Genomic DNA, 13102 nt, shown 5'->3' with positions numbered 1-13102 from the left:
TGATGACGAAGAGCTCCAACGTGTTGAGGAGCCCCGCCAGGCCCAGGCAGATCCTGGCGATGCCGATCGGACGCGGATCCACGCGTTGTGTCAGCACTCCAGTGTCCTCGAGCTCTCCCGGTCGCGTGTCACAGTCACCCGGGCCGCGCCGGTGGCCTCGCAGAGTGCTTCCGGCAGCCGACGCGTCCAGTCGATCTCGATCCGTGGTGGAACGGCCAGGACGTCGGCGGGGTCGTACTCGAGCTCCTCGCCGCGCTCGTCCTCGACGGTGATGTCCAGACCACCCAGGCCCGAGTACATCTGGAAGCCCAGCCGTGTGGGTGGAGCGCTGGCGAGCAGGGCGACCAAGGGCACGCAGAACTGCGCTGCGATCACCGCCGCGACCAGCCCCCGCCTCACCGCCATGGCGGGATCCTAGCCACACTCGGCACCGTAGCGGCGGAGTCGAGGCAGGCAGATTTCTCCGCCGGCTCAGCCCTTGCTCGGCAGCTGGCCCCCGGTGATGCGGAAGGCGTCGAAGACCGACTCGGTGCGCTTGACCTGCTGGATGACGTGGCTCAGGTGGCCGGTGTCGCCCATCTCGAAGGTGAACCGCAGGATCGCCACGCGGTTGCGCGAGGTGTGCACGGTGGCGGAGAGGATGTTCACCCCGGACTCCGACAGCACCCGGGTGACGTCGGAGAGCAGCGCAGAGCGGTCGAGTGCCTCGACCTGGACCTGCACGAGGAAGAGGCTGGAGCTGCTCGGGGCCCACTCGACCTCGATGAAGCGCTCCGACTCCTTCCGCAGCGACTTGGCGTTCGTGCAGTCGGTGCGGTGCACGGAGACGCCGTTGCCCCGGGTGATGAAACCCATGATCTCGTCGCCGGGCACCGGCGTGCAGCACTTGGCGAGCTTGACCCACATGTCGTCGACGCCCTTGACGACGACGCCCGGGTCCGTGCCGCTGCGGCGATGCCGCGGCGGTCCGGGCAGGGTGGCCTCGGCCAGGTCCTCGGTGGCTCCGTCCTCGCCGCCCACGGCGGCGATGAGTCGGGAGACCACGTGCTGCGCGGACACGTGCCCCTCCCCGACCGCTGCGTAGAGGCCGTCGACGTCCTGGCGTCGCAGCTCGCTCGCGACGGAGGTCAGGCTCTCCACGGTGAGGATGCGCTGCAGCGGGAGGTTCTGCTTGCGCACTACCTTGGCGATGGCCTCCTTGCCGGAGTCGACCATCTCCTCCCGGCGTTCCTTGGTGAACCACTGCTTGATCTTGTTGCGGGCCCGGGCCGACCGGACGAAGTTGAGCCAGTCCCGCGAGGGGCCGGCACCCTCGGCCTTGGAGGTGAGGATCTCGACCGCGTCGCCGTGGTCCAGGGCGGAGTCCAGCGGCACCAGGCGACCGTTGACGCGGGCCCCGATGCACCGGTGACCGACCTCGGTGTGCACCGCGTAGGCGAAGTCCACCGCCGTCGAGCCGGCCGGCAGGGCGATGACCTGCCCCTTGGGGGTGAAGGCGTAGACCTCGTTGGTGCTGATCTCGTACCGCAGGGAGTCCAGGAACTCGCTGGGGTCCGCGGTCTCGCGCTGCCAGTCCAGCAGCTGGCGCAGCCACGCCATCTCGCCGACCTGGCCGTCCTCGACGACCTGACCGCTGTCCGCGCGCGCCTGGTCCTTGTACTTCCAGTGCGCCGCGACGCCGTACTCGGCCCGGCGGTGCATCTGGTGGGTGCGGATCTGGATCTCGACCGGCTTGCCCTGTGGACCGATGACGGTCGTGTGCAGGGACTGGTACATGTTGAACTTCGGCAGCGAGATGTAGTCCTTGAACCGCCCGGGAAGGGGGTTCCATCGGGCGTGCAGCGCGCCGAGTGCGGCGTAGCAGTCACGGACGGTGTCGACGAGGACGCGCACCGCCACGAGGTCGTAGATCTCACCGAACTCCCGACCGCCGACGATCATCTTCTGGTAGACGGAGTAGTAGTGCTTCGGGCGGCCGGTGACCGTCGCCTTGATCTTCGCCTCGCGCAGGTCCAGCACGACCTGCGACCGCACGGTGGCCAGGTACTCCTCCCGGGCCGGGGCACGCTCGGCGACCAGGCGCACGATCTCCTCGTAGACCTTGGGGTAGAGCGTCGCGAAGGACAGGTCCTCCAGCTCCCACTTGATCGTGTTCATCCCGAGGCGGTGCGCCAGCGGGGCGTAGATCTCGAGTGTCTCCTGGGCCTTGCGCTGGGCGGACTCCGCCGACACGTACCGCCACGTCCGGGCGTTGTGCAGCCGGTCGGCGAGCTTGATCACGAGGACCCGGATGTCCCGGGCCATGGCGACGATCATCTTGCGCACGGTCTCGGCCTGCGCGCTCTCGCCGTAGGTGACCTTGTCCAGCTTGGTCACGCCGTCGACGAGCTTGGCCACCTCTGCCCCGAACTCCTCCTCGAGGTCGTCGAGGCTGTAGTCGGTGTCCTCGACCGTGTCGTGGAGCAGGGCGGCCGCGAGGGTCACCGGGGTCATCCCCAGCTCGGCGAGGATGGTCGTGACGGCGAGCGGGTGCGTGATGTACGGATCGCCGCTCTTGCGACGTTGGCCCTGGTGCTTCCGCTCGGCGACGTCGTAGGCGCGCTCGATGATGGACAGGTCGGCCTTTGGGTGGCTCTGCCGCACGATCGTCAGCAGCGGGTCGAGCACGCCGGGGGTGGCTGCTCGGCCACTCCCGATCCGGGCCAGGGACGCGCGCGCCAACGACCGTGCGGAGAACCCGCCGGTGCCCGTGTTGCGCTCGCTCATGCAGAGAGCCTAGACGCTGGTGAGGCTCCGCACGGTACGGCCCTCCAGCAGCGCGCGACCACCGAGGGCCACGATCTCCGTCAGGACCTCCACGGCGACGACGGTGCCCCCGCACTGCTTGACGAGTCGGCAGGCGGCTGCTGCCGTGCCCCCGGTCGCCAGGACGTCGTCGACCACGAGCACCCGAGCGCCGTCGGGCAGATCCCCGGCATGGACCTCGACGCGCGAGCTGCCGTACTCCAGGTCGTAGTCCACACCGACGGTGGGACCGGGCAGCTTGCCTGCCTTGCGCACCGGCAGGAAGCCGACGCCGAGGTGCAGGGCGACCGCCGCACCGAAGATGAAGCCCCGCGCCTCGAGACCCGCGACCAGGTCGACCTGGCCCCGGTAGGGGTCCGCGTGTGCCCGGACCGCCTCGGCGAGGAGACCACCGTCCGCCAGCACGGGGGTGATGTCCTTGAACGTCACCCCCGGCTCCGGGAAGTCCTCGACCTCTCGCATGGTCGCCAGGATCCGCTCGGCCAGGGTGCCGGACATCAGCTCCTCCGCCGGTTCCGGGGCGTCTTCTTCGGTTGGTTGCGCGGTCCCGATGACCGTGCGTACTTGTGCACCGTGCGACCGGTGACCGTCTGGGCGTCGCCGTCGGCGGGCGTGCCGGCATCCCCGGTCGGGGTCGACGAGGGGCCCGTCGCCCCCTTCGCCTGTGTGGACGACGTGGAGGGACCACCGACGCGGGCGGGCTCGGGCGCGGCGGCCGCACGCCGCTCTGCCTCCCGCTGCCGCAGCGCCTGCGAGTTCTCCGCGTCCTCGGCGAGCCGGACGACCTCGGGGTCCTTGCGACGCAGATCCACCAGCAACGGCGTGGCGATGAAGACCGACGAGACCGCACCCACGGTCATACCGATGAACAACGCCAAGGACAGGTCGAGGAGGGTGCCGGGGCCGAGGTAGGCGAAGCCGATGACGAGCACCGCGATGATCGGCAGCACGGCGATCACCGTCGTGTTGACCGAGCGCACGAGGGTCTGGTTCACCGCGAGGTTGGCGGCCTCGGCAAAGCTCCTGCGCCGGTTGGAGAAGGCCGCGCGGGTGTTCTCCTTGACGTGATCGAAGACCACCACCGTGTCGTACAGGGAGTACCCGAGGACGGTGAGGAAGCCGATCAGCGTCGCCGGCGACACCTCGAATCCGACCCATGTGTAGATCCCGACCGTGATGAGCATGTCGTGGGCGAGGGCCACCATCGAGGAGACGGCCATCTTCCAGTTGCGGTAGTACAGCGTCATCATCAACGTCGTCAGCAGCAGGAAGACCACGAGGGCACGCAGGGCCTCCTGACTCACCGACGCACCCCACGAGGGACCGATGAGGTTCGAGCTGATGTCGTCCGACTGCACGTCGAAGCTCTCGGCCAGCGCATCGCTGACGTCGCGGATCTCGCCGGCCTCGAGCTCCTCGGTCTGCACCCGCACGATGTCCCCACCGATGGTGGAGACGTTTGCCGACGCAGTGGGTCCGGAGACCTCGCGCACGGCCGCCGTCGCCTGGGACTCGTAGTCGTCCGGCGCCTGTTGGGTGGCCACCCGGAACTCCGTGCCGCCGGTGAACTCCAGCGAGAAGTTCAACGGGCGCACGATGAAGCCCAGTGCGGCGATGACCATGATGACTGCCGAGACCTTGTACCAGGTCCTGGAGCGGCCGACGAAGTCGAACGATCGTCGGCCCGTGTAGAGGTCGTTGCCCCAGTCCGCCAAGCGACTCATCAGGCGGTCCCTCCTGCCGGGCGGACGGCTGGGTCGATGTCGACCTGGCCACGGCCGCGATAGCGCAGCTTGGCCTCGCGCAGCGTGTTCACGTCGAAACCGGACCAGGGATGGCCCGAGGCGAAGAACTTGTTCCGCGCGAGGATCGTGAGCATCGGGTGCGTGAAGAGCCAGAAGATCGCCAGGTCGATCAGGGTCGTCAGGCCGAGGGTGAAGGCGAAGCCGCGCACCCCGGAGCTGGCGAGGACGTACAGGACGACCGCGGCGATGAAGTTGACGCCGTCCGCGACGAGGATCGTGCCCTTGGCGCGGGCCCACCCGGCCTCGACCGCGGCACGCAGGTTGCGCCCTTCGCGCAACTCGTCCCTGACCCTCTCGAAGTAGACGATGAAGCTGTCGGCGGTGACACCGATGGCGATGATCAGACCTGTCACCCCGGCCATGTCGAGGCGATAGTTGTACCCCCACGACAGCAGGGCGATGGCCAGATAGGTGATGCCGAAGGCGACGACCATCGACCCCACGACGACGCTGGCCAGCGCGCGGTACTGCAGGAGGGCGTACCCCAGCACGATGAAGAGACCGATGATGCCGGCGATGATGCCCAGTCGCAGCTGCTCGGAGCCGAGCGTCGGGCTGATCTCCTGGCGCGTCTGCAGGTCGAAGGACATCGGCAGCGCACCGAACTTCAGCGACTGCGCCAGGGAGCGGGCCTCCTCGATGTCGAAGCCGGTGATGCTCGCCCGTCCGCTCGGGATGGCCTCGTTGAAGCCGGGCGCGATGAGCACCTGGGAGTCGAGCACCGCGGCGAGGGCGTTGTAGGAGGCCGGGGGGTTGACCGGCGAGGCGGAGTTGAGCGGCTGCATGCCGACCATCTCCGTCGAGACGTCCTTGTACGCCTCGCGCCCCTCGTCCGTGAGGGTCAGCGAGATCTCGGGGGTGTTGGTCTGGGCGCCCTGCGGGCTGACCTGGTACCCGGCCTCCGCGTCGGCGATGTCCTTGCCGGGGACGACCACGGGTCCGAGGACGTACTTCAGCTGACCGTCCTGCCCGCAGGCGACGATCGGGTCCGTGGTCTGCACGGGGGCCTGCTCCGGCGGCTTCGAGCAGTCGAGCTCCTGGAACTTCTCCCACAGCTCCTCGGAGACGTGGTTCGGGTCCATCGGGCCGGTCGGCTCGCCGGACGGGCTCCAGTCGATGCCCTCCGCGGGGCCCTGGCCCGCCGGGCTCTCGCTCTGCGAGGCGCTGGGGTCGTCGGCGGGCGTCTCCTCGTCCGAGGGGGACGACGCGTCGGTGGTGGGCTCGTCGGTCGGCTCGGGCGTCGCCTCGACCGACTGCGCACCGCCGTCGGAGGTCTCGCCGTCGGATGCCTTCTCGTCCGAGGTCGATGCGTCGTCACCGGCACCGGAGGTCGGGGACTCGCTCCCCTGGGTCGGCGACTCGGTGCCCGACGGGGACGGCTGACCGGCCTGCGGGCTGCCCAGCGCCGTGGCCAGGACGGGCCGGAACTGCATCTGCGACGAGGCCGAGATGGCCTCCTCCTGTTCCTCGGTCAGGGAGCCGGGCACGGCGACGACGATGTTGGTGTCGCCCTGCGTGGTCACCTCGGCACCCGTCGTGCCCTGGGAGTCGATGCGCTGGACGATGATGTCGCGTGCCTGGGAGAGCTGCTCCGGGGAGACCTGGTCACCCTCCACCCGGGGCTCGAGGATGATCTGCGTGCCCCCGGCCAGGTCCAGGCCCAGTCGGGGGGCCCACGTGGCGCTCTCCCTGACGACGCCGTACCCCAGTGCCCCGATGAGCACGAAGATGCCCACGAAGAGCCAGATCAGGGTGCGGGTGGCGTTGTCCTTGCGGGCAGCGTCCTTGCTGCGACGAGCCTCCACGTCAGTCCTGCCCGTTGTCGGTGGACGCCTCGGCGCCGGTCTCTGCCTTCATCCCGATGGCCCGCCGGTCGAGGGTGAGCACCGTGCCCGGTGCGACCTCGAGGCGGACGCGGTCCGTGTCGAGGTCGGTGATCCGACCGAGGATGCCCGAGGTCGTGAAGACCTCGTCACCCACCTGCAGGGATGCGGAGAACTCCGCCATGGTGCGCTGGCGCTTCCTGGCCGAGTACAGCATGAAGCCGATGAGCAGCAGCGGGAGGACGAGCAGGAGCAGGCTGGCGGTCTGCGAGCCTTCGTTCATGAGTGGGACTTCCTGGGTCGGGACCGATCGGTCAGGGCGACGTCACAGTGGCTCGGGAGCCCCCGAGCCAATGGCCGAGTCTAATCAGGCCACCGGGGTGACCAACGGGTAGGCCGGTGGCGGGGTTCCGTGGCCGTCATCCGAGGCGTCCGGCCTCGGGCTCGTCGGGCAGGGGAAGGGGGGTCTGCGCCCCTGCCGGAGGGGTGAGCCCGAGGTGCTCCCACGCCGCCGGCGTCGCGATGCGACCCCGGGGGCTGCGCACCACGTACCCCTGACGCACCAGGTACGGCTCCGCCACCGTCTCCACGGTGTCCGTCTCCTCACCCACGGAGACCGCGAGCGTGGACAGGCCGACCGGCCCACCGCCGAAGCGGCGGCACAAGGCGTCCAGGACCGCGCGGTCGAGCCGGTCGAGGCCGATCTCGTCGACGTCGAAGAGGGCCAGCGCCCGGTGGGCCGCGTCGAGCCCGACCCGGCCGGTGCCGTGGACCTGGGCCCAGTCCCGCACCCGCCGCAGCAGCCGGTTGGCCACGCGCGGCGTCCCGCGGGAGCGTCGGGCGATCTCGGCCAGCGCGTCGGCATCCGCCTCGACCTCCAGCAGGCCCGCGCTGCGGGCCAGGATCTGCTCCAGGTCGGCGTCGTCGTAGTAGTCGAGGTGACCGGTGAAGCCGAAGCGGTCACGCAGGGGCGCCGGCAGCAGCCCGGCACGGGTCGTCGCCCCCACGACGGTGAAGGGGGGCAGCTCCAGCGGGATGGCCGTCGCGCCCGGGCCCTTGCCGACGATGACGTCGACCCGGAAGTCCTCCATCGCGAGGTAGAGCATCTCCTCCGCGGGGCGCGACATGCGGTGGATCTCGTCGAAGAAGAGCACCTCGCCCTCGGTGAGGGAGGACAGGACCGAGGCGAGGTCGCCGGCGTGCTGGATCGCGGGACCCGACGTGACGCGGATCGGTTGCTCGAGCTCCGCGGCGACGATCATCGCCAGCGTGGTCTTGCCCAGGCCGGGCGGGCCGGAGAGCAGCACGTGGTCGGGGGGCGCGCCGCGCAGGCGGGCGGCCTCGAGGACCAGACCGAGCTGGTCGCGCACCTTCGGCTGCCCCGGGAAGTCGGCCAGGCGACGCGGCCTCAGGGCCGCCTCGACCACTCCGTCGTCGTCGGTGCCCGCGGCGTCGACGATCCGGGCGGTCGCGTCGTAGGAGCCATCGTCCTCACGGGGGTCGTCCTCGGCGACGCGGATCTCGGAGCTGAAGCCGTCGCTCATCGCGCCAGCACCTGCAGGGCCGCCTTGAGGGCGGTGGAGACATCGGCCGGGGAGCTCTCGCCGCCCTCCCGGGAGACCTTGTCGACCGCGTCGGCGGACTGCTTGGCCGAGTACCCGAGGCCCACGAGCGCCTCGGTCACCGGGTCCTGCCAGCCGCCCGAGGCGGCGGGCGCCGCCGTCGCGGCCGCACCGGGCACCTCGGGCAGCTTGCCGCGCAGCTCGAGGGCGATGCGCTCCGCCCCCTTCCTGCCGATGCCCGGGACCTTGGTCAGGGTGGTGATGTCGTCGGCGGCGACGGCGGTGGCCAGCTCCTCGGGACTGAGGACGGACAGCAGGGCCATGGCCACGCGTGGCCCGACCCCGGTCACGGTCTGGGCGAGCTCGAAGGTGTCGCGCTCTCCCACCGCGGAGAAGCCGTAGAGGGTCATCGAGTCCTCGCGCACGACCATGCTCGTGGCCAGCTCCACCTCGGACCCGTGGCGGCACCCGGCCGCGACGGCCGGGGGCGTGTGCACGAGCAGCCCGACCCCGTGGACGTCCACGACGATCCGGTCCAGCCCCACGTGGCTCGCGGTCCCCCGCAGCGAGGCGATCATCGAGCGGCCACCGCCCGCTGACGGGCCCTCTCGCCGGCCGCGGCGAGCTCCCGTCGCGCCTGACCGCTCCCCCGCCACTGGTGGCAGATCGCGAGGGCGAGCGCATCGGCCGCGTCCGCCGGCCGGGGGGCCTCGTCGAGGGTGAGGATGCGGGTGACCATCGTCGTCACCTGCGCCTTGTCGGCCCGACCGGTCCCGGTGACGGCGGCCTTGACCTCGGTGGGCGTGTGGAGCACGACGGGCAGACCACGCCGGGCCCCGGCGAGCAGGACGAGACCACTGACCTGCGCGGTGGTCATGACGGTCGGCACGTGGTCGGCCGCGTACACCCGCTCGAGGGCGATCGCCCCGGGGTCGAAGCGGTCCAGCCAGGCATCGAGCTGGTCCTGGATGTAGGCCAGCCGGTCCCCGGCCGAGCGCTGCGCGCTCGTGCGCACCACCCCGACGGCGACCATGCGCAGGTCACGGGCCTCGCCGTCGACGACGCCGAGGCCGCACCGGGTCAGCCCCGGGTCCACGCCGAGCACGCGCACGGGGACCTCCTCGATCGCTTCGGGCGCTCCGAGTAGAACACCTGTTCTAGGACACTACGGGTCGACGACCGGCTGACGACCGTCGACACGCCGCCTCACTCCTCGGAGTCGAGCTGGGCGAGCACCTCGTCCGGGACGTCGCCGTTGGTGTAGACGTTCTGCACGTCGTCACTGTCCTCGAGCGCCTCGACGACCCGGATCATCTTCTTGGCGCCCTCCAGGTCGAGGGGGACCTCCAGGCTCGGGAGGAAGACGGCCTCGGCGGAGTCGTAGTCGACGTCGGCCTCCTGCAGCGCGGTGCGCACGTCGACGAAGTTCGTCGCCTCGGAGACGATCTGCCAGGAGTCCCCGTAGTCGTTGATCTCCTCCGCGCCGGCCTCGAGGACGATCTCGAGCAGCTCCTCGTCGGTCCGCTCCGCCTTGGGCACCATCACGACGCCCCGCCGGTTGAAGAGGTAGGCGACGGAGTTCGGGTCGGCGAGGTTGCCCCCGTTGCGCGAGAGGGCGGTGCGCACCTCGGTCGCGGCGCGGTTCTTGTTGTCGGTGAGGCACTCGATGAGGACGGCGACACCACCGGGCGCGTAGCCCTCGTAGGTGATGGCCTCCCAGTTGGAGCCACCGGCCTCGGCCCCGGAGCCGCGCTTGACCGCACGCTCGATGTTGTCGTTGGGGACGGAGTTCTTCTTCGCCTTCTGGATGGCGTCGTAGAGCGTCGGGTTGCCGGCCGGGTCACCGCCGCCGGTGCGGGCGGCCACCTCGATGTACTTGATCAGCTTGGCGAAGAGCTTGCCGCGCTTGGCGTCGATCGCCGCCTTCTTGTGCTTCGTGGTTGCCCACTTGGAGTGGCCGGACACGTAGGTCTCCTCGGTGTGGCTGGCAGTTGGTCCGATCGACGATCCTACGCCCCGTCCCCGGGGCGATGCGCACGATCGGGCGCGTCAGCGCGCGGCGCGGACCATCTCGACGAACCGGGCGTGGACCCGGCGGTCGCCGGTGACCTCCGGGTGGAAGCTGGTCGCCAGCAGGTTCCCCTGCCGCACGACGACGGGCCGCGTCCCCCCCTTCGCCTCCACCGCGGCGAGCACCTCGACCCCGCCACCCCACTCCTCGACCCACGGGGCGCGAATGAAGACCGCGCGCACCGGACCGCCGGCCACCCCGCGAACCTCGAGGTCGCACTCGTGGGAGTCGACCTGGCGGCCGAAGGCATTGCGCCGCACGGTGACGTCCAGGCCCCCGAGGGTCTGCTGGTCGGGGTGGCCGTCGAGGACGCGGTCGGCGAGCAGGATCATCCCGGCGCAGCTGCCGTAGACCGGCATCCCGTCGGCGATCCGGGAGCGAAGGGGGTCACGCAGCCCGAAGATCCGGCTCAGCTTGTCGATCGTCGTGGACTCACCACCGGGGATGACGAGGCCGTCGACCTCGGCGAGCTCGTGGGGGCGGCGCACGGCCGTGGTGGTCACTCCCGAGGACTCGAGGGCCGCGCGGTGCTCACGGACGTCGCCCTGGACGGCGAGCACGCCGATCACGAGTCGGTCCTGACGAGGGGGCACGGCCGGAAGACTACGTCCACCGGCCGGGGCAGCGCCCGTCGGCCGGAGGGTTTCGGTGCACCGGTCCGGGGGTAGGGCTGGAGGGAACGTCACCACGCGACCTGTTGGAGGAAGTGTCATGGGAAAGATCACGCTGTTGGTCGGCGCTGGGATCGGCTACGTGCTCGGCACGAGGGCCGGTCGTCAGCAGTACGACAAGATGGTCGCCGAGGCGCGCAAGGTCTGGCGCGACCCACGCGTGCAGGACAAGGCCGCCCGCGCCCAGCACGCCGCCGACGATGCGGCCCACCGGGCCCAGGACAAGGTCTCCTCCACGGTGGAGGAGCGTCTCGGGAAGGGGTCCGACGGCACCGGCCCCTCCTCCACCACCACCCCGGGATCACCTCCCGCGACGGCCGGTCCCGGTGCCTGAGCGAGGGAGTTCCGTGCGAGACGAGCGAAGGAGTTCTGTGCGAGACGACGCACGGGACGTCCCCTCGGAGGATTCGCGCAAGCCCGACGGGCCCGGCGACATCGAGAAGCCGACGCTGCGCTACGTCCTCCGCAAGACCGTGCGCGAGTTCCTGGAGGACGGCTGCACCGACCTCGCTGCCGCGCTGACCTACTACGCCGTGCTGGCGGTGTTCCCGGCGTTCATCGCCCTGATGTCGCTCATCGGCCTCCTGGGTCAGGGACCCAGTACCGTCGAGACCATCCTGCGCATCGTGCGGCAGACGGCCGGGTCGTCGGTGGCGAGCACCGTCGAGCCGATCCTCACGTCGTTGTCCCAGACGCCGGGGGCCGGGCTGGCCCTCGTCCTGGGTCTCGCCGGCGCCCTGTGGTCGGCCTCCGGGTACGTCAACGCCTTCTCCCGGGCGATGAACCGGGTGTACGAGATCACCGAGGGGCGGCCGGTCTGGAAGCTGCGACCGGTGATGATCCTGATCACCCTCGTGCTGATCGTGCTCATGGCACTCGTCCTCATCGCCCTCGTGGTCTCCGGGCCGGTGGCGACCTCGATCGGCTCGGCACTGGGCCTGGGGTCCGTCGTGGTCACGGTGTGGCAGATCGCCAAGTGGCCCGTCCTGCTGGCCGTGGTGGTCCTGATCGTCGCCCTGCTGTACTACACGACGCCGAACGTGAAGCCGCCGAAGTTCCGCTGGATGAGTCCCGGCGCGTTGCTGGCGATCCTCGCGTGGATCCTCGCCTCGATCGGCTTCGGCTTCTACGTGGCCAACTTCTCCTCCTACAACGCCACCTACGGTTCGGTCGCCGGTGTGATCGTCTTCCTCCTGTGGCTGTGGATCACCAACGTGGCGCTGCTCTTCGGGGCGGAGTTCGACGCCGAGCTCGAGCGCGGTCGTCAGCTGCAGGCCGGGATGCCGGCCGAGGAGGAGATCCAGCTGCCGCCCAGGGACACCACCGGTATCGAGAAGGCAGAAGCCAAGCACGCCGAGGACGTCGAGCGCGGCGCCCGGTTGCGGCGCGGCCACAGGAACCGCTGACGGCGGGCGAAGGTCCCGGTCACCAGCCCCGCTCGGCCAGCCGGTGCGGCTGGGGGAGGTCGTCGACGTTGATGCCGACCATGGCCTCCCCCAGTCCGCGGGAGACCGCGGCGAGCACGTCCGGGTCGTCATGGAAGGTCGTGGCGCGAACGATCGCCGCGGCCCGCTCGGCCGGGTTCCCGGCCTTGAAGATGCCCGAGCCCACGAAGACACCCTCGGCGCCGAGCTGCATCATCATCGCGGCGTCGGCCGGAGTGGCGATGCCACCGGCGGTGAAGAGCACGACGGGCAGCGCGCCCCGCGTCGCGACCTCCTTGACCAGGTCGAAGGGCGCCTGCAGCTCCTTCGCCGCCACGTACAGCTCGTCCTCGGCCAGGGTCTGCAGGCGTCGGATCTCGGAACGGATCGAGCGCATGTGGGTCGTGGCGTTGGAGACGTCACCGGTGCCGGCCTCCCCCTTCGAGCGGATCATCGCCGCACCCTCGGTGATGCGCCGCAGGGCCTCACCGAGGTTGGTCGCTCCGCAGACGAAGGGGACGGTGAAGTTCCACTTGTCGATGTGGTTGGCGTAGTCGGCCGGCGTGAGGACCTCCGACTCGTCGATGTAGTCGACACCCAGTGACTGCAGCACCTGCGCCTCGACGAAGTGACCGATACGGGCCTTGGCCATGACCGGGATCGAGACGGCCTCGATGATGCCGTCGATCATGTCCGGGTCACTCATCCGCGAGACCCCGCCCTGGGCACGGATGTCCGCAGGCACCCGCTCCAGTGCCATGACCGCGACCGCACCGGCGTCCTCGGCGATCTTCGCCTGCTCCGGGGTGACCACGTCCATGATCACGCCGCCCTTGAGCATCTCGGCCATGCCGCGCTTGACGCGGGCGGTCCCGGTGGTGGTGTCACTGCTCATCATTCGCTCCTCGTCCGGCCGCGGCCACGGCACCGATTATTGATCT

The 13102-nt window shown here is 70.3% G+C and carries 14 protein-coding genes; 2 read left to right on the top strand and 12 right to left on the bottom strand.

Features of this window, described 5'->3' with window-relative positions; genetic code table 11:
• Nucleotides 1-90: 90 nt before the first annotated feature.
• The 11 genes from PVE36_RS07670 to pdxT all read right to left on the bottom strand — a co-directional run bounded on the left by PVE36_RS07670 (nucleotide 91) and on the right by pdxT (nucleotide 10659).
• Nucleotides 91-405 carry a hypothetical protein gene (locus tag PVE36_RS07670; protein ID WP_277455674.1) on the bottom strand — a complete coding sequence of 105 codons (315 nt, stop codon included), beginning with the start codon at nucleotides 403-405 and terminating at the stop codon, nucleotides 91-93.
• A gap of 66 nt (nucleotides 406-471) precedes the next feature.
• On the bottom strand, nucleotides 472-2766 hold the full coding sequence (locus tag PVE36_RS07665; RefSeq protein WP_277455672.1) for a bifunctional (p)ppGpp synthetase/guanosine-3',5'-bis(diphosphate) 3'-pyrophosphohydrolase: 2295 nt from the start codon (nucleotides 2764-2766) through the stop codon (nucleotides 472-474).
• Between the two features lie 9 nt (nucleotides 2767-2775).
• The gene (locus PVE36_RS07660) at nucleotides 2776-3303 is read right to left on the bottom strand and encodes an adenine phosphoribosyltransferase (RefSeq protein WP_277455671.1); all 528 of its coding nucleotides are present in this window, start codon (nucleotides 3301-3303) and stop codon (nucleotides 2776-2778) included.
• Entirely contained in the window at nucleotides 3303-4529 is a 1227-nt protein-coding gene (gene secF / locus PVE36_RS07655; RefSeq protein WP_277455668.1) for a protein translocase subunit SecF, read from the bottom strand. The genes PVE36_RS07660 and secF overlap by 1 nt, the downstream gene beginning before the upstream one ends.
• On the bottom strand, nucleotides 4529-6415 hold the full coding sequence (gene secD / locus PVE36_RS07650) for a protein translocase subunit SecD (protein WP_277455667.1): 1887 nt from the start codon (nucleotides 6413-6415) through the stop codon (nucleotides 4529-4531). The genes secF and secD overlap by 1 nt, the downstream gene beginning before the upstream one ends.
• A gap of 1 nt (nucleotide 6416) precedes the next feature.
• Nucleotides 6417-6716: a preprotein translocase subunit YajC gene (yajC, locus tag PVE36_RS07645; protein ID WP_277240881.1), complete on the bottom strand. Its 300-nt coding sequence runs from the start codon at nucleotides 6714-6716 to the stop codon at nucleotides 6417-6419.
• A gap of 136 nt (nucleotides 6717-6852) precedes the next feature.
• The gene (gene ruvB, locus PVE36_RS07640; protein WP_277455666.1) at nucleotides 6853-7977 is read right to left on the bottom strand and encodes a Holliday junction branch migration DNA helicase RuvB; all 1125 of its coding nucleotides are present in this window, start codon (nucleotides 7975-7977) and stop codon (nucleotides 6853-6855) included.
• Complete coding sequence (gene ruvA, locus PVE36_RS07635) at nucleotides 7974-8573, bottom strand: Holliday junction branch migration protein RuvA (protein WP_277455665.1); 600 nt, start codon at nucleotides 8571-8573, stop codon at nucleotides 7974-7976. The genes ruvB and ruvA overlap by 4 nt, the downstream gene beginning before the upstream one ends.
• Nucleotides 8570-9106 (bottom strand): crossover junction endodeoxyribonuclease RuvC, encoded by a 537-nt coding sequence (gene ruvC / locus PVE36_RS07630; RefSeq protein WP_277455664.1) that lies wholly within the window; start codon nucleotides 9104-9106, stop codon nucleotides 8570-8572. The genes ruvA and ruvC overlap by 4 nt, the downstream gene beginning before the upstream one ends.
• A 95-nt stretch (nucleotides 9107-9201) precedes the next feature.
• Nucleotides 9202-9960, bottom strand: coding sequence for a YebC/PmpR family DNA-binding transcriptional regulator (locus PVE36_RS07625; RefSeq protein ID WP_277455663.1), 759 nt, complete (start codon nucleotides 9958-9960; stop codon nucleotides 9202-9204).
• Nucleotides 9961-10044: 84 nt separating this feature from the next.
• On the bottom strand, nucleotides 10045-10659 hold the full coding sequence (pdxT, locus tag PVE36_RS07620; protein ID WP_277455661.1) for a pyridoxal 5'-phosphate synthase glutaminase subunit PdxT: 615 nt from the start codon (nucleotides 10657-10659) through the stop codon (nucleotides 10045-10047).
• A 118-nt stretch (nucleotides 10660-10777) separates the two neighbouring features.
• Between pdxT and PVE36_RS07615 the strand changes: the two genes are divergently transcribed.
• Together PVE36_RS07615 and PVE36_RS07610 are read left to right on the top strand one after the other, a co-directional pair.
• A complete protein-coding gene (locus tag PVE36_RS07615; protein WP_277240872.1) occupies nucleotides 10778-11071 on the top strand; it encodes a YtxH domain-containing protein in 294 nt (97 codons plus the stop codon).
• Between the two features lie 37 nt (nucleotides 11072-11108).
• Nucleotides 11109-12143 (top strand): YihY/virulence factor BrkB family protein, encoded by a 1035-nt coding sequence (locus PVE36_RS07610; protein WP_277455657.1) that lies wholly within the window; start codon nucleotides 11109-11111, stop codon nucleotides 12141-12143.
• 19 nt (nucleotides 12144-12162) lie between these two features.
• Here PVE36_RS07610 and pdxS read toward each other — a convergent pair whose 3' ends face one another.
• Nucleotides 12163-13059, bottom strand: coding sequence for a pyridoxal 5'-phosphate synthase lyase subunit PdxS (pdxS, locus tag PVE36_RS07605; RefSeq protein ID WP_277455656.1), 897 nt, complete (start codon nucleotides 13057-13059; stop codon nucleotides 12163-12165).
• Nucleotides 13060-13102 lie beyond the last annotated feature (43 nt).

The organism is Janibacter sp. DB-40, from assembly GCF_029510815.1.
GTDB lineage: Bacteria > Actinomycetota > Actinomycetes > Actinomycetales > Dermatophilaceae > Janibacter.
This window is presented reverse-complemented; position numbering and strand designations above follow the sequence as displayed.

What these genes read in the sequence shown, in the direction of transcription:
- PVE36_RS07670 (WP_277455674.1), bottom strand. Translation starts at nt 405, where the DNA reads ATGGCGGTGAGGCGGGGGCTGGTCGCGGCGGTGATCGCAGCGCAGTTC.
- PVE36_RS07665 (WP_277455672.1), bottom strand. Translation starts at nt 2,766, where the DNA reads ATGAGCGAGCGCAACACGGGCACCGGCGGGTTCTCCGCACGGTCGTTG.
- PVE36_RS07660 (WP_277455671.1), bottom strand. Translation starts at nt 3,303, where the DNA reads ATGTCCGGCACCCTGGCCGAGCGGATCCTGGCGACCATGCGAGAGGTC.
- secF (WP_277455668.1), bottom strand. Translation starts at nt 4,529, where the DNA reads ATGAGTCGCTTGGCGGACTGGGGCAACGACCTCTACACGGGCCGACGA.
- yajC (WP_277240881.1), bottom strand. Translation starts at nt 6,716, where the DNA reads ATGAACGAAGGCTCGCAGACCGCCAGCCTGCTCCTGCTCGTCCTCCCG.
- ruvB (WP_277455666.1), bottom strand. Translation starts at nt 7,977, where the DNA reads ATGAGCGACGGCTTCAGCTCCGAGATCCGCGTCGCCGAGGACGACCCC.
- ruvA (WP_277455665.1), bottom strand. Translation starts at nt 8,573, where the DNA reads ATGATCGCCTCGCTGCGGGGGACCGCGAGCCACGTGGGGCTGGACCGG.
- PVE36_RS07615 (WP_277240872.1), top strand. Translation starts at nt 10,778, where the DNA reads ATGGGAAAGATCACGCTGTTGGTCGGCGCTGGGATCGGCTACGTGCTC.
- pdxS (WP_277455656.1), bottom strand. Translation starts at nt 13,059, where the DNA reads ATGATGAGCAGTGACACCACCACCGGGACCGCCCGCGTCAAGCGCGGC.